Source organism: Salinibacterium sp. UTAS2018 (genome assembly GCF_004118935.1).
Classification (GTDB): domain Bacteria; phylum Actinomycetota; class Actinomycetes; order Actinomycetales; family Microbacteriaceae; genus Rhodoglobus.
Genome location: NZ_CP035375.1, coordinates 2,509,927 through 2,534,007 on the forward strand (window position 1 = coordinate 2,509,927; position 24,081 = coordinate 2,534,007).

General features: G+C 61.3%; 25 protein-coding genes and 1 tRNA gene. 13 read left to right on the top strand and 13 right to left on the bottom strand.

What is annotated here, in order from left to right:
• Nucleotides 1–11: 11 nt before the first annotated feature.
• The 3 genes from ESZ53_RS11970 to ESZ53_RS11980 are packed head-to-tail and all read right to left on the bottom strand — an operon-like array spanning nucleotide 12 to nucleotide 2,988.
• Nucleotides 12–1,460, bottom strand: a complete 1,449-nt coding sequence (locus ESZ53_RS11970; RefSeq protein WP_129073037.1) for a TRAP transporter large permease — start codon at nucleotides 1,458–1,460, stop codon at nucleotides 12–14.
• A 4-nt stretch (nucleotides 1,461–1,464) separates the two neighbouring features.
• Nucleotides 1,465–1,962 (bottom strand): TRAP transporter small permease, encoded by a 498-nt coding sequence (locus ESZ53_RS11975; RefSeq protein WP_129073038.1) that lies wholly within the window; start codon nucleotides 1,960–1,962, stop codon nucleotides 1,465–1,467.
• Between the two features lie 12 nt (nucleotides 1,963–1,974).
• Nucleotides 1,975–2,988, bottom strand: a complete 1,014-nt coding sequence (locus ESZ53_RS11980) for a DctP family TRAP transporter solute-binding subunit (protein WP_129073039.1) — start codon at nucleotides 2,986–2,988, stop codon at nucleotides 1,975–1,977.
• 578 nt (nucleotides 2,989–3,566) lie between these two features.
• Between ESZ53_RS11980 and ESZ53_RS11990 the strand changes: the two genes are divergently transcribed.
• From ESZ53_RS11990 to ESZ53_RS12000, 3 genes are read left to right on the top strand one after another with little or no spacing between them, the layout of a single operon-like run.
• Nucleotides 3,567–4,013 (top strand): MaoC family dehydratase N-terminal domain-containing protein, encoded by a 447-nt coding sequence (locus tag ESZ53_RS11990; RefSeq protein WP_210403795.1) that lies wholly within the window; start codon nucleotides 3,567–3,569, stop codon nucleotides 4,011–4,013.
• Nucleotides 4,010–4,417 (top strand): MaoC/PaaZ C-terminal domain-containing protein, encoded by a 408-nt coding sequence (locus tag ESZ53_RS11995; protein WP_129073040.1) that lies wholly within the window; start codon nucleotides 4,010–4,012, stop codon nucleotides 4,415–4,417. The genes ESZ53_RS11990 and ESZ53_RS11995 overlap by 4 nt, the downstream gene beginning before the upstream one ends.
• Nucleotides 4,414–5,547: a UDP-N-acetylmuramate dehydrogenase gene (locus tag ESZ53_RS12000; RefSeq protein ID WP_129073041.1), complete on the top strand. Its 1,134-nt coding sequence runs from the start codon at nucleotides 4,414–4,416 to the stop codon at nucleotides 5,545–5,547. Before ESZ53_RS11995 ends, ESZ53_RS12000 begins: the two co-directional genes overlap by 4 nt.
• A 30-nt stretch (nucleotides 5,548–5,577) precedes the next feature.
• Here the strand turns inward: ESZ53_RS12000 and ESZ53_RS12005 are convergent, their stop codons facing one another.
• The 4 genes from ESZ53_RS12005 to ESZ53_RS12020 all read right to left on the bottom strand — a co-directional run bounded on the left by ESZ53_RS12005 (nucleotide 5,578) and on the right by ESZ53_RS12020 (nucleotide 9,119).
• Nucleotides 5,578–6,207, bottom strand: a complete 630-nt coding sequence (locus tag ESZ53_RS12005) for a response regulator transcription factor (RefSeq protein ID WP_129073042.1) — start codon at nucleotides 6,205–6,207, stop codon at nucleotides 5,578–5,580.
• Nucleotides 6,204–7,358 (bottom strand): sensor histidine kinase, encoded by a 1,155-nt coding sequence (locus ESZ53_RS12010; protein WP_129073043.1) that lies wholly within the window; start codon nucleotides 7,356–7,358, stop codon nucleotides 6,204–6,206. The genes ESZ53_RS12005 and ESZ53_RS12010 overlap by 4 nt, the downstream gene beginning before the upstream one ends.
• The gene (locus ESZ53_RS12015) at nucleotides 7,359–8,117 is read right to left on the bottom strand and encodes an ABC transporter permease (RefSeq protein WP_371683535.1); all 759 of its coding nucleotides are present in this window, start codon (nucleotides 8,115–8,117) and stop codon (nucleotides 7,359–7,361) included.
• A gap of 126 nt (nucleotides 8,118–8,243) precedes the next feature.
• The gene (locus tag ESZ53_RS12020; protein ID WP_129073045.1) at nucleotides 8,244–9,119 is read right to left on the bottom strand and encodes an ABC transporter ATP-binding protein; all 876 of its coding nucleotides are present in this window, start codon (nucleotides 9,117–9,119) and stop codon (nucleotides 8,244–8,246) included.
• Between the two features lie 172 nt (nucleotides 9,120–9,291).
• Between ESZ53_RS12020 and ESZ53_RS12025 the strand changes: the two genes are divergently transcribed.
• Nucleotides 9,292–9,756 (top strand): hypothetical protein, encoded by a 465-nt coding sequence (locus ESZ53_RS12025; RefSeq protein ID WP_129073046.1) that lies wholly within the window; start codon nucleotides 9,292–9,294, stop codon nucleotides 9,754–9,756.
• Between the two features lie 3 nt (nucleotides 9,757–9,759).
• Here ESZ53_RS12025 and ESZ53_RS12030 read toward each other — a convergent pair whose 3' ends face one another.
• The 3 genes from ESZ53_RS12030 to ESZ53_RS12040 all read right to left on the bottom strand — a co-directional run bounded on the left by ESZ53_RS12030 (nucleotide 9,760) and on the right by ESZ53_RS12040 (nucleotide 13,958).
• On the bottom strand, nucleotides 9,760–10,506 hold the full coding sequence (locus ESZ53_RS12030; protein ID WP_210403796.1) for a HEAT repeat domain-containing protein: 747 nt from the start codon (nucleotides 10,504–10,506) through the stop codon (nucleotides 9,760–9,762).
• A gap of 35 nt (nucleotides 10,507–10,541) precedes the next feature.
• Nucleotides 10,542–11,738 carry a pyridoxal phosphate-dependent aminotransferase gene (locus ESZ53_RS12035; RefSeq protein ID WP_129073047.1) on the bottom strand — a complete coding sequence of 399 codons (1,197 nt, stop codon included), beginning with the start codon at nucleotides 11,736–11,738 and terminating at the stop codon, nucleotides 10,542–10,544.
• Between the two features lie 108 nt (nucleotides 11,739–11,846).
• Nucleotides 11,847–13,958 (bottom strand): choice-of-anchor G family protein, encoded by a 2,112-nt coding sequence (locus ESZ53_RS12040; protein ID WP_129073048.1) that lies wholly within the window; start codon nucleotides 13,956–13,958, stop codon nucleotides 11,847–11,849.
• A 493-nt stretch (nucleotides 13,959–14,451) separates the two neighbouring features.
• On the opposite strand from ESZ53_RS12040, the gene ESZ53_RS12045 reads away from it, so the two are divergent.
• From ESZ53_RS12045 to ESZ53_RS12075, 7 genes are all read left to right on the top strand, one after another.
• Nucleotides 14,452–14,524: transfer RNA gene (locus ESZ53_RS12045), tRNA-Trp, on the top strand.
• 64 nt (nucleotides 14,525–14,588) lie between these two features.
• A complete protein-coding gene (gene secE / locus ESZ53_RS12050) occupies nucleotides 14,589–14,870 on the top strand; it encodes a preprotein translocase subunit SecE (RefSeq protein ID WP_129073049.1) in 282 nt (93 codons plus the stop codon).
• A gap of 57 nt (nucleotides 14,871–14,927) precedes the next feature.
• Nucleotides 14,928–15,905: a transcription termination/antitermination protein NusG gene (gene nusG, locus ESZ53_RS12055; protein ID WP_129073050.1), complete on the top strand. Its 978-nt coding sequence runs from the start codon at nucleotides 14,928–14,930 to the stop codon at nucleotides 15,903–15,905.
• A gap of 86 nt (nucleotides 15,906–15,991) precedes the next feature.
• Nucleotides 15,992–16,423, top strand: a complete 432-nt coding sequence (gene rplK, locus ESZ53_RS12060; protein ID WP_100389473.1) for a 50S ribosomal protein L11 — start codon at nucleotides 15,992–15,994, stop codon at nucleotides 16,421–16,423.
• Entirely contained in the window at nucleotides 16,423–17,112 is a 690-nt protein-coding gene (rplA, locus tag ESZ53_RS12065; protein ID WP_129073051.1) for a 50S ribosomal protein L1, read from the top strand. The genes rplK and rplA overlap by 1 nt, the downstream gene beginning before the upstream one ends.
• 70 nt (nucleotides 17,113–17,182) lie before the next feature.
• Nucleotides 17,183–17,737 (top strand): GNAT family N-acetyltransferase, encoded by a 555-nt coding sequence (locus ESZ53_RS12070; RefSeq protein WP_129073052.1) that lies wholly within the window; start codon nucleotides 17,183–17,185, stop codon nucleotides 17,735–17,737.
• The gene (locus ESZ53_RS12075; protein ID WP_129073053.1) at nucleotides 17,734–18,402 is read left to right on the top strand and encodes a DUF998 domain-containing protein; all 669 of its coding nucleotides are present in this window, start codon (nucleotides 17,734–17,736) and stop codon (nucleotides 18,400–18,402) included. Before ESZ53_RS12070 ends, ESZ53_RS12075 begins: the two co-directional genes overlap by 4 nt.
• A gap of 48 nt (nucleotides 18,403–18,450) precedes the next feature.
• On the opposite strand, the gene ESZ53_RS12080 is transcribed toward ESZ53_RS12075, so the two are convergent.
• A complete protein-coding gene (locus tag ESZ53_RS12080; RefSeq protein ID WP_129073608.1) occupies nucleotides 18,451–19,053 on the bottom strand; it encodes a YqaJ viral recombinase family protein in 603 nt (200 codons plus the stop codon).
• 137 nt (nucleotides 19,054–19,190) lie between these two features.
• On the opposite strand from ESZ53_RS12080, the gene ESZ53_RS14570 reads away from it, so the two are divergent.
• Together ESZ53_RS14570 and ESZ53_RS12090 are read left to right on the top strand one after the other, a co-directional pair.
• Nucleotides 19,191–20,444, top strand: a complete 1,254-nt coding sequence (locus tag ESZ53_RS14570; protein ID WP_129073054.1) for a hypothetical protein — start codon at nucleotides 19,191–19,193, stop codon at nucleotides 20,442–20,444.
• 3 nt (nucleotides 20,445–20,447) lie between these two features.
• Nucleotides 20,448–21,779, top strand: coding sequence for an MATE family efflux transporter (locus tag ESZ53_RS12090; RefSeq protein ID WP_129073055.1), 1,332 nt, complete (start codon nucleotides 20,448–20,450; stop codon nucleotides 21,777–21,779).
• A 35-nt stretch (nucleotides 21,780–21,814) separates the two neighbouring features.
• Here the strand turns inward: ESZ53_RS12090 and ESZ53_RS12095 are convergent, their stop codons facing one another.
• Together ESZ53_RS12095 and ESZ53_RS12100 are read right to left on the bottom strand one after the other, a co-directional pair.
• Complete coding sequence (locus ESZ53_RS12095) at nucleotides 21,815–22,486, bottom strand: ABC transporter ATP-binding protein (protein WP_129073056.1); 672 nt, start codon at nucleotides 22,484–22,486, stop codon at nucleotides 21,815–21,817.
• Nucleotides 22,487–22,521: 35 nt separating this feature from the next.
• Nucleotides 22,522–24,036: an ABC transporter permease gene (locus ESZ53_RS12100; protein WP_129073057.1), complete on the bottom strand. Its 1,515-nt coding sequence runs from the start codon at nucleotides 24,034–24,036 to the stop codon at nucleotides 22,522–22,524.
• Nucleotides 24,037–24,081 lie beyond the last annotated feature (45 nt).

The following is a 24,081-nucleotide window of genomic DNA, read 5'->3' on the forward strand; positions in this document are numbered from 1 at the left end:
GTGGCCTCTCGTTACAGACCCATGAGGTCAGGTAGACCGGTGCTGAGCACCGGTATGAACGTCAGCAGCATGAGAACAGTCAGGCTCGCGACCAAGAAAGGCCAGATACCCTTCACGGCTTCACCGAACGGAACCTGCGCGATTCCGGCGGCAACGAAGAGGTCGATGCCCACCGGTGGTGTGACAAGCCCGATTGCCAGGTTGATTGTCATGACGACACCAATGGTGGTGATGTCCATTCCGAGTTCCAGCATGACCGGAACGAACAGCGGGATAAAGAGATAGAACGCGGAGACAGCATCGAGGAACATTCCCGCGATGAGCAACATGATGTTGATCAACAGGATGATGATCACCACATTGTCTGTGAGGGAAAGCAGTGCGTCTGTTACCTGGCTGGCGATCTGATTACGCGTGATCACGTAGGCGAAAATTGTTGCCGCCGAGATGATCAACATAATGCGGCCCGCTTGGATGCCAGCGGTGGTGAACACTCGGAAGATCCCGCTGAAGTTGAGCTTTCGGGTAACAAAAATCCCAACCAAGAGGGCATAGACAGAGGCAACAGCGGCGGATTCCGTGGGCGTGAAGATTCCGCCGTAGATTCCACCCAGGATGATAACGGGAACGAGAAGGCCCGGAATGGCCCGAACGAACGCACGACCGATGACCGGCCACGATGCTCGCGTTCGGCGTTGCCCCACCTGTACATCGTCGGGATCAACATCAGCGGTCATGAGTACCGTTGGATTGGCCGTCGTGTAGGTAGTGGCGCCCGTTGCGGTGAGCAAGAGCTTCTTGTTCTTGCGTCCGAGAGCTTTATCGATGTGGTTCTTGGCGTTTGCTTTCGCCATTTCTGTCTCGACGGGGAGAAGGCGCGCCACGATGTAGAACGCGATCGCCATGAGAATTCCGGGCACGATACCCGCGAGGAAAAGACGCCCGATCGAGATGCGTTCGTAGTCACTCGCCACCACGGCGAAGACGATGAACGCGATGCTGGGAGGAATGACGATTCCCATTTCGCCTGCGCTGGCAACCAACGCTGCTGCGTGACGTTTCTTGTAGCCGTGCTTCGCGAGCGCCGGAATCAAGATCGCTCCGAGCGCCGCCACGGTGGCGGGGCCCGAGCCCGAAATGGCCGAGAACAAGAGTGCCGCGAGGATGGTGGTGAGTGCGAGCCCACCCTTTTGGTGCCCCACCATCGCGTCGGCAAGTTCGATGAGCCTGCCTGAGATGCCGGTGATCTCCATGATCACGCCGGCGAGGATAAAGAACGGAATCGCCAGAAGTGTCTCGGACGATAGAGAGGCGTACATGATTCCCGCGGTGGGGAACAGTGCGTTGACGCCGTCGGCAATAACGATCGTTAGGAAGGCTGAGCCTCCCATTGCGAAGGCAACGGGGACGCCGAGGAGCAGGAGAACTAAGAATGAGCCAAAGAGTACGAATTCAACCATGGGGTCAGACTCCCTTGAGTTCGAGTGGCGCTTCGGTCTGTTTGTTGAGAAGCTCGCGCATGACAACCTGAACGGTCCGTAGCGCGCCGAGGGCAGCGCCGAATGGCAGCGACATCGAGAAGATCCATTGTGGAACCCCGAGCGCGAACGTGAGTCGACCAGATTCCAGCTGCTTCATTGCCATGTCAAAGCCCAACCAGAGCAGCAATAGATAGAACGCCAGCATTGCCAGCGCAATGATCACAATGACCACCTTGCGCGGGATGCCGTGGGTTGAGTCCTTGAGGAGCGTGAAACCCGGGTGGGTGCCGAGACGCACTGCTGCGGCGGCCCCCACCAGGGTGAGCAGAACGGCCAGGTTCACGACCAGCTCTGCTGTGTACGCGATCGATGCGTGCAGCAAATAGCGGCTGACTACATTGAAAAACGCGAGGAGGGTGATGGCTGAGAACGCGACCGCAATGATCGTGTTCTCAGCCCCCGTGAGGATTTTGTCGAACATGAGTGGAAGGAACTATTCCGGGCGAACCGCAGCGAGCAGTTCGGGAGTCCACGCATCTGTGAATTCGTCGTAGACCGGAGCCATTGCGTCCGTGAAGACGGCGAGCTGCGAGGCGGAGAGTTCCGAAACCGTCATGATTTCAGACATTTCAGCAAGCTGCTCGGCTTCGCGGGCACGGTTTTCGCTCTTCTGAACTTCGTTTGCCTCGGCAGCAGCCATTTCGACCAGCGCCTTGTCGTCGTCGCTCAAAGCGTCGTACATGTCCTTGTTCATACCGAGCATGAGCGGGTCGTAGATGTAGTTCCACACTGACATGTAGTCCTGAACCTCGGTGAGGCCGTTGGAGTAGATGACGTCGTAGGGGTTCTCTTGACCATCGATCGTTCCGGTCTGCAGCGAGGTGAATACCTCGCTGAAGTTCATGGAGACGGGGTCGGCGCCGAGTTCCTTGAAGATGCTGAGGAAGAGGCTTGAGCCGGGCACGCGGAACTTCAGGCCGTCAAGGTCGTCGGGAGCGAGGATCTCGTGCTTGCTGTTGGTGATCTGGCGGAAGCCGGATTCACCAAAACCGAGCAGCTGCACGTTGAACTCTGCAGAAAGCTCCTTATACGCGTCGAGGGCACCGGCTTCGATCGCGGCATCTGCAGTTTCGTAGCTGTCGTAAAGGAAGGGAGCGTTGATCGTGCCGAAGCGAGGGTCAATTCCCGAGTAGATGATCGTGGAGTTGTAGGAGAACGCCTTGTCGCCGTTCATGAGCTGTTCGACGCCGGCCGCAGAATCTCCACCCGAAAGTTGTTCGTTGGTGAAGATGTTGACCTTGATGCGTCCGTCGCTCTCCTCGTCGAGGACTTCGGCGAAACGTTCGGCGCCGGCATTCCAGCTGGACTTGTCGCTGACGGTGATGGTGAAGTCCCAGTCGTACGACGGCAAACCTGAGTCGCTGCCCGAGTCAGACGACCCGGTGCTGCAGCCGGTAAGAACCAGGGCTAGCCCCAGTGTCGAAGCGGCGATTTTGACAAACTTCATTTCTCCTCCTTGAGTGTTGAAGCCAACCTGACCGACCTCACTTTTGAGGAGGGCCCGTGGTGGGGCGCCCGCTATTCATCAGTTCGATGGTTTCCGGTGCGCTGCGAACCATTATGCACGAATCTGGTAATACCAGTGACATCCGACCTAAAAAATCTCCACCGTAATACCAACGGGGGCCGGGCAAGTCTCCTCGTTGCGGGGGCGGATCGGGGCCTGCCGTTCGAAGAAATGTCGGGGGTCACGAGTAGATTTAAATAAAGTTGGCCGACACGCCGCGACACTACATCTGGGGTAATGACATGGGTGTCATTACCCATATATAGTGAAATCTCCGACAAACCGCCGGTAAACTTCGAGAAGACTTTAAGGAGGTTCGAATGGATAACGAAAACGACACTGTTGGCGGATACGCAATTCCCGTCGACCCAATGGATCTTCTGCAGTGCGACAGCTGCCAGTAAAAATTTACTGAGCTAACGCCTCACAGAACTCCTGAAGCCCCGGCAGACCTTACGGTCTCCCGGGGCTTCACTCTTTAACGTGCAGAACGCTCAACACTGCCTAAACTGGTACCCGTGCCAGTGAATAAAGAACTAGAAGGTCGGGTCTTCCCGCCCACCACGCCATATCTTGTCGGGCGCGAAAAAGTACGCGAGTTTGCTCGTGCAGTTTTCGCCCAAAGCCCCCTCAATCACGATCCTGAGGCGGCCAAAGCAGCAGGTTATGCGGATGTCGTCGCACCGCCCACCTTCGCCGTCGTCATCCAAGAAGCAGGCCTTGCCCTCATGCTGGCCGCCCCCGACACCGGCATCGACTTCTCCCGCATCGTGCACGGAGAACAGAAATTTCGCTACACGCGGCCGATCGTCGCCGGTGACGAGCTCACCGCCATCCTCACTGTCACGAGCATCAAATCGCTCGGTGGCAACGACATGATCACCGCCGACACCGCCATTAGTGATGCCGAAGGCAACCACGTCGTCACCGCAACCTCCGTACTCGTCATGAGAGGCACAGAATGAGCGACCTCACCGTCGGGCAAGAACTCATCACCGGCAAAGTCACCCTCACCCGCTTCTCGCTCGTGCGCTACGCGGGAGCATCCGGAGACTTCAACCCCATCCACTACCGTGACGACGTCGCGAAGTCAGTCGGTCTGCCCGGCGTCCTCGCCCACGGCATGCTCACGATGGGTCTCGCCGTTCAGCCCGTCATCGATTGGATGGATGGCCGCGGCGAAGTTGTCGAATACGGTGTGCGCTTCACGCGCCCCGTCGTCGTTGACGGCAACGGTGGAATCACTGTCAGCGTCACCGCCAAAGTCGGCGCCATCGAAGACGATGTAACTCGCATCGATCTCACCGTCAGTGCCGCCAACCAGACCGTGCTCGGAAAATCACAAGTGAGGGTCAAACTCAACAAATGACCGAAACCGCCCCCAGCGAAAGCACCGCGCCGCAGTACAACGTGTCGCTCGCCGACCTCACTACCATCAAGGTAGGAGGGCCGGCGCACACGTTGCTTCGTCCCGCCTCCGAGAAAGAGTTGCTCGCGACTATGCGAGACGTGTGGGCCCGAGGTGACGAATGGCTGCTCATTGGGGGCGGCTCCAACTTGGTCATTAGCGATGAAGGATTCGATGGCACCGTCATTCACATCGCTACCCGCGGCATCCAGCTCGTCTCCCAGACCGAGACCTCGCTCACCCTTCGCGTGCAAGCCGGAGAGCCGTGGGACGGCCTGGTCGCGCGCCTCGTTTCGCGTGGCTGGGCAGGACTCGAAGCGCTCAGTGGCATTCCCGGATCGGTGGGCGCTGCGCCCATCCAGAACATCGGCGCCTACGGCCAAGAAGTTGCCAGTGTGCTCGACGGCATCGACTTTCTCGACTACGACAACAGCGAATTCGTTCACCTCTCGACCACCGAACTCGAGCTGGGGTACCGCAACTCAGTGATCAAAGAGGGGCGCGCCGGGGTCGTCCTCGCCGTGTATCTGACCCTCACGGCCTCGCCCGAAAGCACCGTGCAGTATCAACAGCTCGCCACCGCGCTCGGCGTGAACGTCGGCGACCGCGTACCCGTGCAACAGGTGCGCGACACCGTGCTCGCCCTCCGAGCCTCCAAAGCCATGGTGCTCGACCCCAACGAGCCAGACTCAGCCAGTTGTGGTTCGTTCTTCACCAACCCGATCGTGCCCGAACATATCGCCCGTGCTCTTCCGGCGGATGCCCCCCGCTGGGTCATCGACGATGATCCGGTTACCGACGTTGTGGTTCCGCTCGGCCAAGAACCAGCACCGCCGCCCGCGCCCAAGCCGCGCCTCGTCAAACTCAGCGCAGCTTGGCTCATCGAGAATGCTGGCGTCAAGAAGGGCTTCAGATTGCCCGGCTCACGCGCGGCCGTCTCCACTAAGCACAGCTTGGCGATCGTCAACCGCACCGGTGCCGACGCCGCAGAGGTAGCAGAGCTCGCCCGCTACATCGGGGCGTGCGTGCTTAGCCGCTACGGCATCCACTTGCAGCCCGAGCCGGTCGCTGTTGGAGTTGAGCTGGCCTAGCGGTCACATTGGTCCAGCGGCCACATTGCCCTAGTGGGTGCGGGGCAGCAGCCCCAACTCCATCGCCTTCGTCACCGCCCGCGTGCGATCTTTCACGTCGAGCTTCTCGAACACGTGGATGAGGTGGGTCTTCACGGTCGCCTCGCTCACGAACAAAGCGGCGGCGACCTTTCGGTTGCTATTGCCCGCTGCCACGAGAGCGAGCACTTGAGTTTCACGATCGCTCAGCGACACCTTCGCGGGTTCGCGCATGCGGTTCACGAGCAGCGCCGCAATAGAGGGGGCGAGCGCAACCTCGCCGCGGGCGACTGAACGCAGCCCCGCCAAAATCTCGTCCTCGGGTGCCGCCTTCAGCAGGTAGCCACTCGCGCCCGCCTCAATCGCAGTGAGAATGTTCTCGTCTGATTCGTAGGTCGTGAGAATGAGCACGCGCACGTCGGGGCGTGCGGCGACGAGCTGCGCGGTTGCCTCGGCGCCTCCGAGGCCGGGCATGCGCAAATCCATGAGCACGACGTCGGGGGAGAGCTGCGTGGCCAAGGTGACCGCCTGGGTGCCGTCGCTGGCTTCGCCGACGACTTCGATGTCATCCGCTGAGCTCAGTAGCCCAACGATTCCACTGCGAACGATGGGATGATCGTCGGCCACCACAACACGGATCATGCGAAAACTTCCTTCGGGATGGTGGCGTGCACGGTGGTGCCGGCGGGCGAACTATTAACGTCAAGACGGCCGTTCACGAGTGCCAAGCGTTCGCTCATTCCTTCGAGCCCGAAGCCGGTGTGAGCGGTGGAGGGGTCGAAGCCAGTGCCATCGTCCGTCACGGTAACCGCGAGCCCAGCCTCGTCAGCAGTGACCAGAATCGTCGCGCGAGTGGCGTTCGCGTGCTTGCGCACATTGGCGAGGGCTTCTTGAGCGCACCGCAGCACGACTACTTCTGTTTCGCGGGCGATCGCGGGTAACCCCGCGGCTTCCACGGTCACGGTCAGGTGAGTTTCGCGGCTGTAGCGCGCAGCAAGCCGGGTCAACGCGCTCGTGATGCCGTCGCCCGTGAGCCCTACGGGAGCGGATGCCGTAACTAGTGCGCGCGCCTCCGCGAGTGCTGCGCGGGCGCTGTCTTCGATCAGCTCAAGCTGTTCGGCTGCGCCGGCAGCATTGTTGTTGTCCAGTTCGCGCTGAGCTCTTTGGGCTACGAGTACTAGTCCGGTGAGGTCTTGCGCGATGGTGTCGTGGATTTCGCGGGCAAGCCGCTCGCGTTCGCTGGAGACGCCGGCATCCCGACTGATGGCGGCGAGCTCATTGCGGGTGGACTGCAGCTCAAGTACAAGGTCGTGGCGTTGGTCGCTGAGTTTCGAGATTTGGGTGATCCAGAGGCCGAGCGCGAGGCTGAAGATGAGGGAGAGCGCGGTGACCGTGCCGCTGTAGAGGAGGGCTTCAACGCTGAGCCCCATGTTGATGACTGAGCCAACTCCCACAGAGAGAGCGAGCGCAACGTTGCTGATAATCGCGTTGCGGGTGCGTTCGGAGATCACCCACACCAGTGGGTAGGCGAGAGCTTGCAGCGTGGCCATCACGGGCATGAACGCTACGGCCACCCCTACCGTGATGACGAGCGCGGTCACGAAAGCGAAGGCGGCCAGTCGGCTAGTTTGCGAGCGAATGCCGAGCGTGAACCAGGCGAGTGCGAAAGCTGCCAACGCAATCCCGGCGCCCGTCTTGGTCCCCGAGCTATAGCCGCCGGAGCCGATGATGAGCACTGCCATGACCGCCGTAGTGACGGTCACCGCAATGCTCATCCAGCGAACGAAACCCATTTAGCTATCCTTGCGGATCCAGCGGAAGGTCAGGCGCGTCACGATCAGGCCGAACACGAGCCAGATTCCGGTTGCGATGGCGACGCCGGGCAGGTTCCAGCTCTCGGACTGCTCCATTACTTCGAAGCTCGCGGGGAGGAACACTTCGCGCATTCCCTGCGCCATCCACTTGAGCGGGAAGATGCTCGCGAAGTTCTGCAGCCAGGTGGGCAGCAGTGAGAACCCGAGGTAGACGCCCGAGATGAATTGCAGCACGAGAGCAATGGGGATCACGACGGCGGTGGCGCTCTTGCCCGAGCGGGGAAGCGCGCTCAGCGCGATTCCGAGCACGGCGGATGTCGTGACACCGAGCACAAAGACCCACGCGAAGGTCAGCCACTTGCTTGCTTCGCTCGGCAGTTCCACGCCGAACGCGACGCTCGCGACCACGATCACGAGGGTGGCTTGCAGCACGCCCGTTACGAAGACTTGGCCGATCTTGCCGATGAAGTAGCTCATGATCGGCAGCGGTGTTCCGGCGAATCGTTTGAGCGTTCCGTCACTGCGTTCCATTGCGATGTCGATGGCCATGTTCTGCAGGCCGCTCAGGAGCAGGCCGGCGGCGAGCATCCCGGGCAGGTAGAAAGCAGCGGCGGTGAGGGGCTCGTCTTCGGTGCCAAAGTTCTGCTCGCTGAAGGCGAGGGCGAAGATCGTGAGCATGACGACGGGAAAGAGGAAGGTGAAGAAGACCGAGTCACCCTGGCGGAAGTAGGCCCGCACTTCGTACTTGATGCGGCTGAAGCCGAGCGTCAGGTTGCGGCTGAGACTCGTAGCGAGGCTGCTCTTCTGAACGGCCCGCGGCGCGGGAGAGACAGTGTTGGGGGTGGGCGCGGGGGGGTGTAGTGCTCATCGTGCGTTCTCCTCTGCGCGAGTGTGCGCGTGGTCTGAGACCAACTGCAGATAAATGTCTTCGAGGCTCGGGCGGATGATCTCTAGCCCGGCCGGTTCGGAGCCGTCAGCGGTGAGGGCGGCCACCACCGCTCCGGGGGTGTGGGTGCGTTCTTCGCGACGCACTCCGTTCTCGCGCCACCGCACGATCGGCACCCGAGCTTCGGCCCCACCGAGCTCATCGATGGCACCGATGTCAATCATCTTTCCGCCCGCAATGACTCCGGCGCGGTCGCCCAACTGGGCAGCCTCGTCAAGGTAGTGGGTGGTGAGCAGGATGCTGGTTCCCTCCGCCTTGAGTGAGCGAATCAGTTGCCAGAACTGCTGCCGCGCCTCGGGGTCAAAGCCCGTGGTGGGTTCGTCGAGAAAGAGCAACTCGGGGTTGCCGATGATGCCGAGCGCGACATCCACTCGTCGTCGTTGCCCACCGGAGAGCTTGCGAATCAGGGTGCTGGCCTTGGCCTCGAGGCCCACCGCCGCGATCACGTCGTCGACCGTGCGGGGGTTCGGGTAGTAACCAGCAAAGTGGGTGAGTTGTTCGCGCACCGTCACGTTGCCGCTCTCGCCGGTGGACTGCAGCACAATGCCAAGGCGTGCTTTCCAGTCGAGACCGCCCTTGCCGGGGTCGACGCCGAGCACGCTCGCGCTGCCGCTGGTTCGATCCCGATACCCTTCCAAGATCTCGATCGTGGTCGACTTGCCTGCCCCATTCGGGCCGAGCAGGGCAAAGGTTTCGCCGCGTTGAATCTCAAAACTGACCGAGTCAACAGCGGCAAAAGAACCGTAGGTTTTGCGCAGATCCTCGACCTGCACGACGGGAGCGGTGGTGTTCATGCTTCTATCGTCGCCTGTCCGGGCCCTGGGCGACAGGTGCAGTCGGTTAGAGCGTGATCAACCGATCGGTTGATGCGCCACAACGGCGCAGTTTCGATTGCGGGGTTGTTGGGGGACTGCCGCGCCCTTCTCTATGCCGCGGGTACTCAGCCTTCGCCGCTACGGTCGAGTCATGATCTCGCCGGCCGGCACTCGAACCACTGCTCTTGCTGCGCTCGCACTCGCCGTCACCTTCGTGGTCACGGGATGCTCTTCGCCGAGCACCTCGAGTAACACGAGTGAACTCAGCACAACACCGCCGGCCAGCTCAAGCCCTGACGCGGCCACGTTCTTCCCTGATGTGGAGGAGGTAGCGGTCACCCCTGCGGGCACCAACCTCTTTGACTTCGCGGTCACCATCAGTTCGGCGTATGACACCCCGGAACAGTACGCCGACGGCTGGCACGTGCTTGCGCCCGACGGCACAGTGCTTGGCGAGCACACTCTCTCGCACGATCACGCGAGCGAGCAGCCGTTCACGCGCACGCAGGCGGGCGTTGAGATCTCTGAGGACATCACAGAAGTGACAATCGAGGGTCGCGATCAGGCCAACGGCTACGGCGGAACCACCATCACCGTCGAATTGCCGGGCCGCTAGCGGCTACTCGTCGTCTTCGCTGCTGTCGTCAGCGTTGTCGGTCGCATCAGCGTCCGCAGTCGCGTCCGCGCCGGCGCCGGCATCCAGGCCTTCGGGCGCCGCGGCATCCGCCAGCAGCAACCGAAGCTCCGCATCAAAGAGCGCAGCTTCGTAGCCGTCGTCGGGGGATTGCCGCAGCACTACGGTGGTCAGGGCGTGCAGTCGTGCATCCCCGGATCCATTGTCGGCGACCTCCTCGAGCAGCACAGCAGCATGATCACCGAGCGTCACCAGTGACCGACTGAGGCTCATCCTGGCGTCGTGCCCGCCGCTCCCAAGATGCGTCACGAGCAGCGCCGCCAACTCCGTTTCACTTCCCTCGGGAACGAGCACCGTTGCCACTCGCCAGGCGGTGCGCGCGACATTCTCGTCGGAGTCGTTCAGCACCTCGGGAGTGATCGCTTCCCAGCCGGCGGGGTCGCCGATTTTCGACAGCGTGTGGAGTGCTTGGCTGCGCGCCTGCGCGGTTCCCGATCGGGTCTCCAACACCAGTAGTGGCACAGTCACCGACGACGGATGCCGCATCAACGCCCACGTGAGCGTCTCCCGAACGTTGAGATCGGGTTCGATCGCGCACCGCTCGAGCAGCACGCGAACGAATTCGTCTCGCGGGTGGGTTCCGGCCGACATGGCAGCCTGAAGCCGCTGCGATGGCTGGGCGTCAGTCAACGCCGTGGTCAACCGGTCAGCAGCACTGGCAGCAGCATCCATAAATTCCTCCACCGCAACGGAGGCGGTATGTGGTTTTAGCTAAAGAGTTTCTGAAGGCGCTGAACGCCTTCGAGAAGTGCGTCGTCGCCGAGGGCGTACGAGAGGCGAAGGTAGCCGCTCGGGCCGAAGGCTTCTCCGGGGATGACCGCAACTTCAGCCTTCTCGAGGATGAGGTCGGCGAGTTCGAGGCTCGTGGTCGGGGTGACTCCAGCCCATTCGCGGTTCAGCAGGCCCGAGACCTCCGGGTAGACGTAGAACGCACCCTGCGGCGTCGGGCAATTGATGCCCTCGATCTTATTGAGCTCCGAGACCATGAGCTTGCGGCGACGGTCGAAGGCCAGGCGCATTTCTTCCACGGCATCTTGCGGGCCAGTCAATGCTTCGATTGCGGCGCGCTGCGAAATGTTGGAGACGTTGCTCGTGAGGTGCGACTGCAGGTTTGCAGCGCCCTTCATGGCGTCGACGGGGCCGACCATCCAGCCGAGGCGCCAGCCGGTCATCGAATAGCTCTTGGCGACACCGTTCACGAGGATGGTGGTGTCGGCGAGCGCCGGAACAACCTCCACGATCGAGACTGCGCGCACTCCGTCGTAGACCAAGTTTTGGTAGATGTCATCGCTGATCACCCAGATGCCGTGCTCGAGCGCCCATTCGCCGATGGCTTTGGTCTGCTCAGGGGTGTACACGGCACCGGTGGGGTTCGAGGGCGAAACGAAGAGCAGCACCTTGGTGTTCTCCGTGCGAGCTGCTTCGAGCTGTTCCACGGTGACGAGGTAGCCCTGGTCTGCGCCAGCAAAAACTTCGACCATGGTGCCACCGGCGAGCTTGATCGCTTCGGGGTAGGTGGTCCAGTACGGGGTAGGAACGATAACTTCATCGCCCTGGTCAACGAGAGTTGCAAAGGCTTGGTACACGGCCTGCTTGCCACCATTGGTGACAACAACCTGGTTGATCCCCACCTCGAGGCCGCTGTCACGCAGCGTCTTGGCGGCGATTGCCTCACGCAGTTCGGGCAGTCCGGCTGCGGGCGTGTAGCGGTGGTTCTTGGGGTCGAGCACCGCAGCGGATGCCGCCTCCACAATGTTCGCGGGGGTCGCGAAGTCGGGCTCGCCCGCCGCGTAGCTGATGATGGGCCGCCCGGCCGCAAGAAGCGACTTGGCCTTGGCATCCACCTTGAGGGTGGCTGACTCAGCGATGGCGGAAATTCTGGCAGAGAGGCGAGGTGAGGTCACCCCTCAAGTGTACGGCTTTGCCCGTGTGGATGGGCAGAGAGAAGCGGCCGGAGCAGTAATCCTGGGGGGACTGACCAGCTCCGGCCGCTGTAGGTTATCTACGCTGTCCTAGAGCTCGGACGTGGGGTGTGTACGTAGGTAACCTTGACGCGCGAAGTAGGCACCCGCTGCCAACAACGCGACGATGAGGGCGATGAGAGTCGCAACACCGGCTCCGGTATATGCGAGCTGCCCACCGAGGGCATAGGTCGGAAGATCGAGGAGATCCTCTGAGCCGCTGACGAGGCAGGAACCAACGCAGGCGGCGGTGGGTGAGCCACAGTTTTCGGTGCAGTCAGGATCTTCGGTCCCTCCGCCGGTTCCGGGGCCACAGTTCTGCGTGCATCCGGGGTCAACGACGGTCTGAACGTTCGGTCCGACCACGGCGCGAGCAACGTTCACGGTGGCAACGTTTCCGCTGCCGACTGCCACGCGCACGGCGGTCTCGCTAAACATCTCACCCTTGACGGTGCCGGTGGAGGTCAAGCGTTCTTGCACGTTGACCTTGATCGATACCAGGTTGCGAAGAACGGTCGCAACGCTCGAATCTCCGAGAAGACCGGTCACAGCCGGGTTCACGAGGCCCGTGTTGAGGCTGTTGACCAGCGACGTCACGACGCCACCGTTCGAGAAGAGCGAAGTGTTGAGGCTCTTGCCGAGGCTGCTGATCAGCGCGTCAACGGTGAGGTTGGTCTTGACCGTTCCGCCGAGAAGCGAAATGTTGGTTTTCGCCGTGGTTGCCGTGCCGTTGATAAGCCCGTCGACGGTTCCGACGATGCTGACGTCTACGGTGCTGCGCAGGTCGGGCAACGCAGACTTCACGATGCTGCACACCGTTTTGGTGGTGTGCCCGATGACGCCCTGGGTGACGACCTTTTGGAGTACTTGCTTTGTGCCGCCGGTAGCTCCACCGGTGACGCCGCCGACCACGCCGCCGAGTAAACCACCGAGCAAGCCCTCGTCGCCGACAACCTCATCGAGGATGTCTACCGTGACGAGCTTTTCGGTGATGATGTCGCCGATGATCGGGATCTCCGTGTCAACACATTCCTTCTTCTCTGCGGCTTTCTGAGCGGTGAGCAGATTGAGCTTTGCCGAGACGCTCACGCGAGAGTTGCGCAGGGCAACTTCTACCCGGTCGACGATGTCGTCAGCGAGATCGGCGACAGTTTCAGTGATGCCGTTGAGGATCTTGTTGATCACGGCATCCGTCAGTAGCTCGGTGTTGGGAGCCAGGTTGTTCAGTTCGCCGCCGAGAAGAGCCTCGAGATCGACGACGACCGAACCTGTCTCGAGATCGAAGCGCACCGCCCCGCTGCCGTACTTGCTGGTGAGAAGTGAGTCGACTGCACCCTGAAGATCGGCGTCAATCACTACCTTGACGTCGGCCGACGAGCCCACGACTCCGAGAACGGGGTCGAGTACGTCATCAATGGAATTGCCGAGCACGCCATTGTCGGTGCCTAAGTTCGCCAGCTTGCCGTCGACGCTACTGAGCGCGTTGTTGACCTTGCTGGTGAGCTTGCTGATCGCGGGGCTGGAGAAGCTCAGTGTCGCATCCGCGAGGGTGTAGTCGCCGGATGCCGACGTCATGTTTCCGTCAGCGCGAGCGGCAACAGCGCCGAGCTCGAGCGTGAGATCGGTAAGCACCGACGCGAACTCGTTGGTGAGCAGGCGATCGAGATCGAGCGTGAGATCGCCAGCGGGGCCAGAGCCGACGCTGCCGACACCGATACCGCCGTCATCCTGGATGGCGCCGGTAGCGGCGAATGATTCACCGTTCTTGTCTGCCTGAGCGTATTGATTGACGACCCCGGCATCCACAACATCGAGCAGGGGAAGCTGCAGACCGCCAGGCTGGTGGAGCACCGTAGCGCCGAGAACATCAACGGTCAGCGGATCGCGCTGAACCTGTCGCGGCTGGCTACCGTCGTTGCTGGCGACTACCTGGCCGAGGCCGGCGACGTCGCCAAGATTCGTTCCCAGCACGTTGCCGGAAAGGAATTCTGCGTAAGCGTACGAGGCTCCGTTGGACTCTTCTGCGCTGGCAGCAACGGGTGCAATGAATGTGATGCCCGAAATAAGGGCCATGGTTCCGAGAGCCGCTCCGAAACGGACTCCTGCGGTGTGGATGCTTTTCCCGACTGGCTTCCCAGTGCGCGGGATGTGTTGTGTAAACACGACTGGTACCTTCCTGATCCTGTGTGGATAAGGAAGCTGTCTCGACGGTGAGGCCAACTTGAGGGTTGTGCCACGAACTACTGCCTGATCTCAGCTTCGCTTGCCCATGTGGTGGTGCTGGTTTTTTAGTTGTGCGGCGAGATGGTTATGTCTCGCGTGGTGTTGCCCGAATGGTGTTGCTGGTTATGCCCGAATAAGAAGGGTTGGTTCGCCCCGCTTGTATAGAGAGACCGAGACCCCCCTCGGTTATGACGCGGGTTTATGAACTTTCTTGAAAACTTTTTCTGAGCCCGACCAGGAGCCGTTTTCTGGGGGTTTTCTGTATTGGACGCTCGCGCGGGGAGTGCGAACTGCGAGACGGCTCAGGATGACGTACACTTATTCAGGTAGTTGATAACTGCGATACTTTCGCGCGCCTGCTCCTCAATTCACAATGTGGATGTTGCGGTGTGTTTGTGCGAAAGTGTGGGTAAGAGATTTACGTCTCTTGCAAAGGGTGGTGGCTCAATTGGTAGAGCAGCGGTCTCCAAAACCGCAGGTTGCAGGTTCGAGTCCTGTCCGCCCTGCAAGTCCCGGTCCGTGTTTCGCGGAATGGGTCGAGCAAGCCGAAGTATCGGAAGGTATCTAAGAGTGGCCAAGAAAGACGTAGACGAGCCCAGCGAGGACGTCGTCGCCAAGGCGAAGAAGGAGAGCGCGCAACGTCGTGGACCCTTCGGCCGCATGGCACTCTTCATTCGCCAAGTAATCAACGAACTCAAGAAGGTTGTGACTCCGACCCGGCGCGAGCTGGTCAGCTTCACTCTCGTTGTTCTTATCTTCGTGATCATCATGATGGGCATCGTTTCCGGCCTCGACTTTGGGTTCAGCGCCTTGGTGAACTTCTTGTTCGGCGATCCCAACCTTGTGGTCTAGGCCCTTCACAAACCGCAGCGGCTACGGCCGCACTGCAGAGTAACGAAAAGAGATTTAGTGTCCGAGAACCACCACGAAGACTCCGAGCTTGCTACGGCAGCAGAGCAGTCCTCCGAGGAGGATGAGGCGCAGACGGGCAACACCCTGGCTGAGGCAGAGCGTTCAGAAGACTCCGCCGAGCACCAGGCAATGCACATCGAGAGCGACTCGGCTGATGTCGACGCCGACCTTGCTGGGCTTCTTGAGGCTCTGGATGCCGCAGTCGACCCTGAAGCTGACGCTGAAGTAGACGACGCGCTCGATATCGATAACGCTGCCGAGGCCGACGCTTCCGTTGCCGCGACTGATGACGAAGCAACCGACGACGCTGAAGCCCACGCCACTGAGGGTGCTGCTGCACCTGAGGACGAGGTAGAGGTTGATCCCTACGCCGAGTTCCGTATGGATCTACGCCTGCAGCCTGGCAAGTGGTACGTCATCCACTCCTACGCCGGCTTCGAAAAGCGCGTCAAGCACAACATCGAAAACCGCAAGGTTTCCATGGCCATGGAAGATTACGTCTTCCAGGTCGAGGTGCCGATGGAAGATGTCGTTGAGATCAAGAACGGCCAGCGCAAGCTCGTAAACCGCGTTCGCATCCCCGGTTATGTTCTGGTTCGCATGGACTTGAACGAAGACAGCTGGTCAGTTGTTCGTCACACCCCTGGTGTTACGGGCTTCGTGGGCAACGCTCACAACCCTGTTCCGCTTCGTTTTGAAGAGGCGTTCAACATGTTGAAGAGCCTCGTAGAGATCGTTGAAGCTCCGCTTCCTAAGGGTGCATCGCAGAAGAGCAAGACCGCTGCACGCTCCATTCCGGCAGAGATCGACTTCGAAATCGGCGAGACCATCACCATCAAGGAAGGTTCCTTCGCAGGCCTTCCCGGTTCGATCAGCGAGATCAAGGCGGAGAGCGGAAAGCTCATCGTTCTGGTTTCCCTCTTCGAGCGTGAGACTCCGGTCGAGCTCAGCTTCGACCAGGTCACCAAGCTTTAAGAGCTTCGGCTCCTAAAAAACCACCGCGCCCTCCGGGTGCGGGAGAGCTGGCCACACGGGTCAGTTCGTACTGAAAAGGAAACACAATGGCACCGAAAAAGAAGGTTACAGGTCTGATTAAGCTTCAGATCCAAGCCGGCGCCGCTAACCCCGCACCGCCCATCGGGCCTGCGCTGGGACAGCACGGCGTTAACATCATGGAGTTCTGCAAGGCGTACAACGCCGCAACCGAGGCACAGCGTGGAAACGTTATCCCGGTTGAGATCACCGTGTACGAGGACCGTTCATTCACGTTCATCCTCAAGACCCCGCCGGCAGCAGAGCTCATCAAGAAGGCTGCTGGAGTTGCAAAGGGTTCGGGCACGCCGCACACCGTCAAGGTTGCGCAGCTCACTAAAGACCAGGTTCGTACGATCGCCGAGCAGAAGATGGCTGACCTCAACGCCAACGACATCGACGGCGCAATGAAGATCATCGCGGGCACCGCTCGCTCGATGGGAATCACGGTGGAGGCATAATGTCCAAGAATTCCAAGGCATACAAGGCCGCCGCTGAAAAGATCGAAGAGGGCAAGTTCTACACGCCCACTGAGGCTGTATCAGTTGCTCGCGAGACGGCTTCGAAGAAGTTCGACTCCACCGTTGAGGTCGCTCTTCGCTTGGGTGTAGACCCTCGCAAGGCTGACCAGATGGTTCGTGGCACCGTTATCCTGCCTCACGGCACGGGTAAGACTGCTCGCGTTATTGTTTTCGCAACCGGTCCCGCAGCAGAGGCAGCTATCGCTGCTGGCGCTGACGAGGTCGGTGGCTCGGAGCTCATCGAGAAGGTAGCCGCTGGTTACACCAGCTTCGACGCTGCAGTTTCGACTCCTGAGCTCATGGGCCAGGTTGGTCGTTTGGGTAAGGTTCTTGGTCCCCGTGGCCTCATGCCTAACCCGAAGACCGGCACGGTTACTCCTGACACCGCAAAGGCTGTCTCGGAGATCAAGGGCGGAAAGATCGAATTCCGCGTTGACAAGCACTCCAACGTTCACTTCATCGTGGGCAAGGCTGCTTTCACCGCTGAGCAGCTTGACGAGAACATCAAGGCAGCGCTCGACGAGGTTCTTCGCGCTAAGCCCAGCTCCTCGAAGGGTCGCTACATCACGAAGGCTACGGTTTCGACCACCTTCGGTCCTGGCATTCCGGTCGACGTAAACTCGATCTAATACTGCTTATGAAAACGGGGGTCGGCTTCTGCCGATCCCCGTTTTTGCATTCCCCCGCAAGGAGAGCGCTGTGACCACTCTGATTCGACGCGCGTTTGAGTCGGATGCTGAGTTGCTGCATGAACTCGCGCGACAGACCTTTCCGCTGGCCTGCCCTCCGGGCACGACCGCCGAGGGCATCGCCGCGTTCATCTCTGAACACCTCTCGGCGAACTCCTTCACGCAGTATCTGAACGACTCTTCTCGCGAAATTCTGATCTCCGAGGTCGATGGCGAAGCATCGGGGTACGTGATGTTCTGCGTAGATGAACCCACAGATCCCGATGTCGCGGCTGCGCTCACCGTTCGGCCAACCGTCGAACTGAGCAAGTGCTACGTCCTGGGTCAATTTCACGGCTCGGGGTCAGCGGCTGCACTCGTCTCCGCGGGCATTGACTGGGCGCGTGACCGTGAATTTGCTGCGGTGTGGCTCGGGGTCAATCAAGAGAATGCGCGAGCCAACCGCTTTTACGAAAAGATGGGATTCGAGCTCGTCGGCACCAAGAAGTTTCTCGTTGGTGGGCGCTGGGAAGACGATTTTGTGCGCCAGCTCACTCTGTTAGCTGATTCCGGCATGACCTCATGACGACTCTCGCTTCGCCGCGCATCGCGCAGCAGACGCTGGAGGGCCTCACTGCGGTGGTGGGCAGCATCGCAGTGGGCGTTGCGTTGATTCTCATCTGGGCATCACGGCTCACGATTCCGCGTGAGCTTTATGTCAGTGAGTTGGGGGCAGAGGGCGAGCCCACGGCCGCCATCTTCGAGGTAGCGCTGTTGCTTATTGTGTTCGGCGGTTCCGCTGTGGCCTGGGCCGCGCGCCGTGTTCGATCCTGGCCGCCGGTGTTGTCCTTCGGCTCACCCGCGCTATCGCTCTGGGTGGGATGCGCCTTCTTCCTCGTGGCATCGCAAGTGACCTGCACGTCGGGCTGTCCGCTGCCGTATGGACCGAGCTTTACGTGGCAAGATTTCGGCCATACCCTCGCAGCGGTGCTCGCTTTCGCGGCGGCCTGCTGGGCCATGATCCAAACCTCCTTCGCTCGCGAACACAAGGTGCTCGCTCGGCTGTCGATTGGTACCGCGATCGCCGTCGCTGTGATTGCCGGAACGGGCGGGCTCTTCTCGCTCTTCCGCTTCCAAGTCGGGCTGGGCAGCAGGCTTGAGTTTGTCGCCACCACGATCGCCATCGCGTGGCTCATGATGCTCGGAACAGTGATAGCCGCACGGGCACTGAGGCGGCCTCCGCGGTCGTGAGAACGGGACCGTTCGCGATTGCGGTGCGTGAGGCTACGGTGCGTGAGACTACGGCGCGCGCATGAGGTCGAGCAGGCGATCGGCGAGCCCCACTAGTGTGTGAATCTGGTTCTCATCGCGATCTACCCACTGGCACTTTGGTGCGGCGTAGGTCGGCACAAAGTCAGTGTGCTGTTCCCACACCACGAGGGTGCGGTCCGCGCCGAGCACGTACTGCTGCCACCACACTTGCCGAAGATAAGAACGTGGAATGCTGCGCCAGGCTTTCGCCGTTGTCTTGATCTCAGACAGAATCAGCGAGCCATCGATCATCGAGACGCCATCCGGGGTCGCGAGATGGAGGGGCTCATCGTGCGCGTGGTACAGCGCGGAGCTTGACTGGATGCCGTGTTCGCCAAGAACCCAGCGCGCGATTTCTGGTTCCCGCGCGCGACCATGATCAGTGAACGCGTTTCCCGAGAAACCAGAGCCGAGCAACTTACTTTCTGCCACGGAGCGTAACGATTGCTCCGTGGCGAGGCGGGCGGCATCCGTGGCAGTCACACCGCGACTGCGGGCGCGGAGCCAAGCAACGCGATCTTCGGAGCGGGCGACGATGCGGTCACGATGATTGGGCGCTATCGGCTCCCAGAGATCGAGTTCGGGTTGCATGGTCACGGTTCTATTCTCCCTCTTTAGAGTGAAACTGTGGTGGCCCCGTGCGCAAGACGGGGGAACCGCCGTGACCAACCGGCGCGGGGCGGCCGGTTGGGGCAGGAATTGCCGGTGCGAACTGGCAGACTAGGCGAATGCGAGCCGCGCCCCTCCCTTCAGCATCGTCGCCCCGACTCCGTCGGTGGCTGACCGGTGCGGCTGCGCTGGCGATCGCACTGATGACCATCGTTCCCGCCGCAGAAACGTCGGCATCTACGGGCTCGCTTCCGCCCGATGTATCGGCGTTCGCCACGGATGACGATGGCTTGCTTCAGAGACTCGAGGAGTTTTTCGGAGTTGATCAGCGTGGCACGGGGCTCGACTTCTCCGAAGGAATTGAGCTGGGAGAAATAGACCGCGTCTTCTTGTGGTCACAAGATTTTCACTCCGGCATCACCACCGACACTCCTGTTCAGTACGTCAATCGGTGGAAAGTCCCCGTGATGATCGGCGACGAGCCTGTCGGGGTTGCTCTTATCGGATTCGACCCCGCAACGGTTGAGCCGGAGATGATCGACTTCATCCGCAGTCCCGGTACCGCGCTGGCGCTCGATGACGTTGACAGCGATGCCACTCTCATCCACGAGCCCGAAACGGGCGCCTGGTTCAGCCTCGTTGATGGAGTAATCACTCCTCTGGTGCGAGGGTCAAGCGAGGTCGCGGGGGAGACCAGCTTGACGGCGTATCAGCCCGTCGTGTCGTCGCGTGTCATCACTGTCGTGGACGAGACCCCGCAACCCAATCGGGGTGCAGTGCAATCGGTGGTGCTGATTGTGACGACCGTGATCGTCGTCTTGTTGGCGCTGCTCGTTCCGACCATTCTCGGTAAACGGAACGAACGTCGAGAGCGTCGCGCTGAAGCTGAAGCTGAAGCTGAGGCTGGAGGCGGTGACAGCCAGATCGCGTCGGCCGTCACGAATGCCGCTCCCGGCGCGGTCGATGCGGTTGCAGATGCGGCCGCGGATGCGGATGCGGACGCCGGGCCGGAGGCGGGCGAAGCGACTGTTGCCGTCGAGCAGGAGCGTCCAGCGACGACTCCAGCGTCGGCGAAGGCAACGGTGAAGAAGACTCCCACTCCGAAGACTCCGGCGGCGAAGAAGACTCCGGCGGCGAAGAAGCCGAGCGCTCAGAACTCGGCTCCAAAGAAGGCTCCGGCCGCGAAGAAACCAGTCGCCAAGAACCCGGCGGCGAAGAACCCGGCGGCGAAGAACACGGCAGTCAAGAAACCAGCCGCGAAGAAACCAGCCGCGAAGAGACCAACGGCGCTGAAGACGTCCCCGGCGGCCAAGAAAAAGTCGCCGGCCACTCCACCCTCGCCTGACGCGAGCGATAGTTCGGCAGCTCAGTAGGCCGTGTCGCTTCTCCGCTCTCCACTCGACCGAGACATCCGCCGTCTCGCCGTTCCTGCGCTCGGCGCTCTCGTTGCAGAGCCCATCTTTCTCCTCACTGACACTGCCCTCGTGGGGCATCTCGGTAGTGCACAACTCGGCGGGTTGAGCGTCGCAAGCGCGGTGCTGCAAACGGCGGTTGGTCTGCTCATTTTCTTGGCGTACTCCACCACGCCCGCCGTTGCCCGCTGGTTGGGGGTGGGCAATCGCGCGCGTGCTGTCGCTGCCGGGGTAGACGGAGTCTGGCTCGCGGTGGTGCTCGGCGTCATCCTGGTGGCAGTGGGAATCCCCGCCGCGCCATGGTTGATCAGTCTGTTCAACCCTGACCCCAGCATTGTCGGTTTCGCCACCGAGTACTTGACTATCTCGATTCTCGGCTTGCCGGCCATGCTCATCACCTTCGCTGCCTCGGGACTCCTTCGCGGACTGCAAGACACCCGCACTCCGCTGATCGTCGCGGTCGCGGGGTTCATCTCCAACGCCCTGCTCAATACCCTGTTCATCTACGGCTTCGGTTGGGGCGTCGCGGGTTCTGCCATCGGTACGGTCGTCGCGAGCTGGGGAATGGCCGCCGCCTACCTCGTGATGCTCGTCACGCTAGCGCGCCGTGAAGGTGCCCGTGTGCGGCCCCACGGTCGCGGGATGCTGCTGGCAGGGCACGCCGGAGCGTGGCTGCTGCTGCGCACTGCTTCGTTGCGCGCGGCGATGCTCGCGACGATCGCGGTTGCCACCAGCATCGGTGTTCCCGAACTTGCGACCGTGCAGATCACTCTGACAATCTTTGCGACCCTCGCCTTTGTGCTGGATGCGTTGGCGATCGCCGGTCAGGCCATGATCGGTAAAGAGCTGGGCGCGAGTGATCTCGTCAAGGCCCGTGCCATTACTCGCCGACTCGTCGAGCTCGGTATCGGCAGCGGAGTCGTGCTCGGGCTTGTCATGCTCGTGGTGTCGCCGTGGGCCGGTTTCGCCTTCAGTTCAGACCCTGTCGTGCGCAGCGGGCTGGCCGCACTCCTGCCGGTGCTGGCCCTCGGCATCCCGATCGCTGGCTTCGTGTTTGTTCTCGACGGTGTGTTGATCGGGGCGGGGGATGCCCGCTACCTCGCTCTCACTGGGCTTGTAAACCTTGCGGTGTACGTGCCGCTGTTGTGGTGGGTTTACTCCTCGAACCTCACCGGTACGGCCGCCGTCGTTGCCCTGTGGTTCGCTTTCGGCCTCGGCTACATCGGAGCCCGTGCCGTCACCCTCGGCATCCGTGCTCGTGGCGACCAGTGGCTCGTACCGGGGGCGACGCGCTAAACCTCACGCGCCGCCCGCAGCGGAATGCCGTTGCGCTACTTCTTCTCGGTGACGCCACCGTGCTTCAAGTGCAACCGTCGCTCGGCACGCTTCGCGACCGCCGAGTCGTGGGTCACGATAATCAGCGTCAGCCCGTCGTCGCGCCACAATCCCTCGAGCAGGTCCATAATCTCGTCGCGCGTTTGTTCGTCGAGGTTTCCGGTGGGCTCGTCTGCCAGAAGCACCTTGGGCTCTTTCACGAGCGCGCGAGCGATGGCTACGCGCTGCTGTTGACCGCCCGAGAGTTCGGAGGGGTGGTGCGTTAGTCGTTCGCCAAGCCCGACCTTTTCCAGCGCGGCGCGAGCACGGAGACGGCGGTCGAGGTTCGACAGCCCGAGCGGGGCCAGCGCTGTCTCCACATTCTCCTGCGCCGTGAGCGTCGGGATGAGGTTGAATCCTTGAAAGACGAAGCCAATGGTGCGCGCACGAATTTCTGCCAGTCGCGAGTCAGGCATCGCGGAGAGCTCATCTCCCCCGAGGGTGACGGTGCCGCTCGTCGGGCGCTCGAGAGCTCCGAGCATCTGCAGCAGGGTCGACTTGCCGCCTCCGGTTGGTCCCTGAATGGCGACCATTTGGCCGGTGGGGATGCTCAAGCTCACCTTGTTCAGGGCGCTAATCGGGCCGCGTTTCGTTTCGTACTTTTTGGTGAGTTCGCTGAGTTCGTACATAGAAAGTCTCCTTGAGATCTGCAGGGTTCGGGGGGTTAGGCGACGCTGCGGAGAGCTTCAGCGGGGCGGAGTCGTGCTGCTCGCCAGCCGCCGAACGCACCGGCAATGAGTCCGCCGAGAATGGCGAGAGCAACGGCGATGCCGATGATGCCGAAGGTCACGGGAATCTGCAGCGCGATGTCGGTCGTCGCCACGGCGGTGGTTGCAGCGTCGCCAAAGCGGCTGCCTCCGCCTCCGCCACCCGCGCCAGGACCTTGGCCCGTGGTCGCGGTCGCGGTAGCGCTCGCGCTGAGCACAGGAGCAGCGATATTAATGGCGAGGATGCCGAGAAGTCCGATCGCCACACCGATCACTCCACCGATGGCACCTTGCACAAGCGACTCGCCCGCGACCTGACGAACGACAGCGCCATTGCTCCAGCCGATGGCTTTCAGTGTTCCGAACTCACGGGTGCGGCGGGCTACGCCAGAGGTCGTGAGCAGTACCGAGATGAGGAACGCGGCGGCCAAGACGATGATCGAGAGCCAGGTTCCGAGCTTTCCGACGAGGTCAGAAGCGGTGGAAAGCGAGCCGGAAACGCTCGAGGCGAGATCTTCCTGAGTCTTCACCGAGGCATCCGGCAATTCCGTTTGCAATGCCGTTTGAACGGCGGCGATGTCAGTGGAGCTTGCCGCCTGAACGTACACGGTCGAAATCTGGTTTTCTAACTCGGCAACGCGCTGGGCGGTGTCGAGCGGAATGTAGGTATTGGATGCCGTAGTCGCGTCAGCGGAGGTTGAAGTGACGGTTCCGATTACTTCGAATTCTTCGCCACCAATCTCCAGACTGTCGCCGACGGCGAGTGAGCTCGTGGTGGCGTAGCTCGTGTCGAGGATCACGACGTTGGCGTCGCTGTCGCTCGATTCGAAGGCGCGGCCGTCTACTAGCTCGACGGAAGTGAGTGGGCCGACGCTTTCGCCCGCTACATCGATGCCGGTTACGGTGAAGGTGTCGACGTTGAAGGCGCTTCCGCCAGCTCCATCGGGACCGCCGCGGCCACCCTGTTGGGCTCCGCCGCCGGGTGCGGTTTCGCCGGTGTCAGTTGTGGTCGGCGTAGCAACTTCACCGCTGAAGCTCACGTTGGAGAGCGCGAGGGTGGCGGTGGCTGTGGCAACGGAGTCGAGGCTCAAAGCTGTGGTGAGAGCATCCGCGTCAAAGGTGATGCTGGCAATGCCGCTGGTGAGGCTGGACTGGCTGAGCGCCGTCGTGCCATCGGTGGTTTCGCCGTCCTCGGCGCCGAATTCGAATCGAGGTTGGGTGCGGGCTTGGTCGCCCTCTGCGCCCGGGGCTCCGTCGTTTCCTTCGACGCCTTGGGCAGGCTCTTGCGTAATCGTGATGTCGGTTCCGACCCCGTAGACCGAGGCCAACACGGTCGATTGCGCGTCGCGAACGCCTGCTGCGACGCCGTTGACAATCATGACGAGTGCGATAGCCAATGCCATACCGGCGGCGATAATTGCTGTTTGTTTGCGTCGATTGCTGAGCTCTCGATACAGATAGGTTCCGAACATGGGTCTCCTCGGGTGGTGCGCGGTGATGCAAGTGGTCGAGACAAA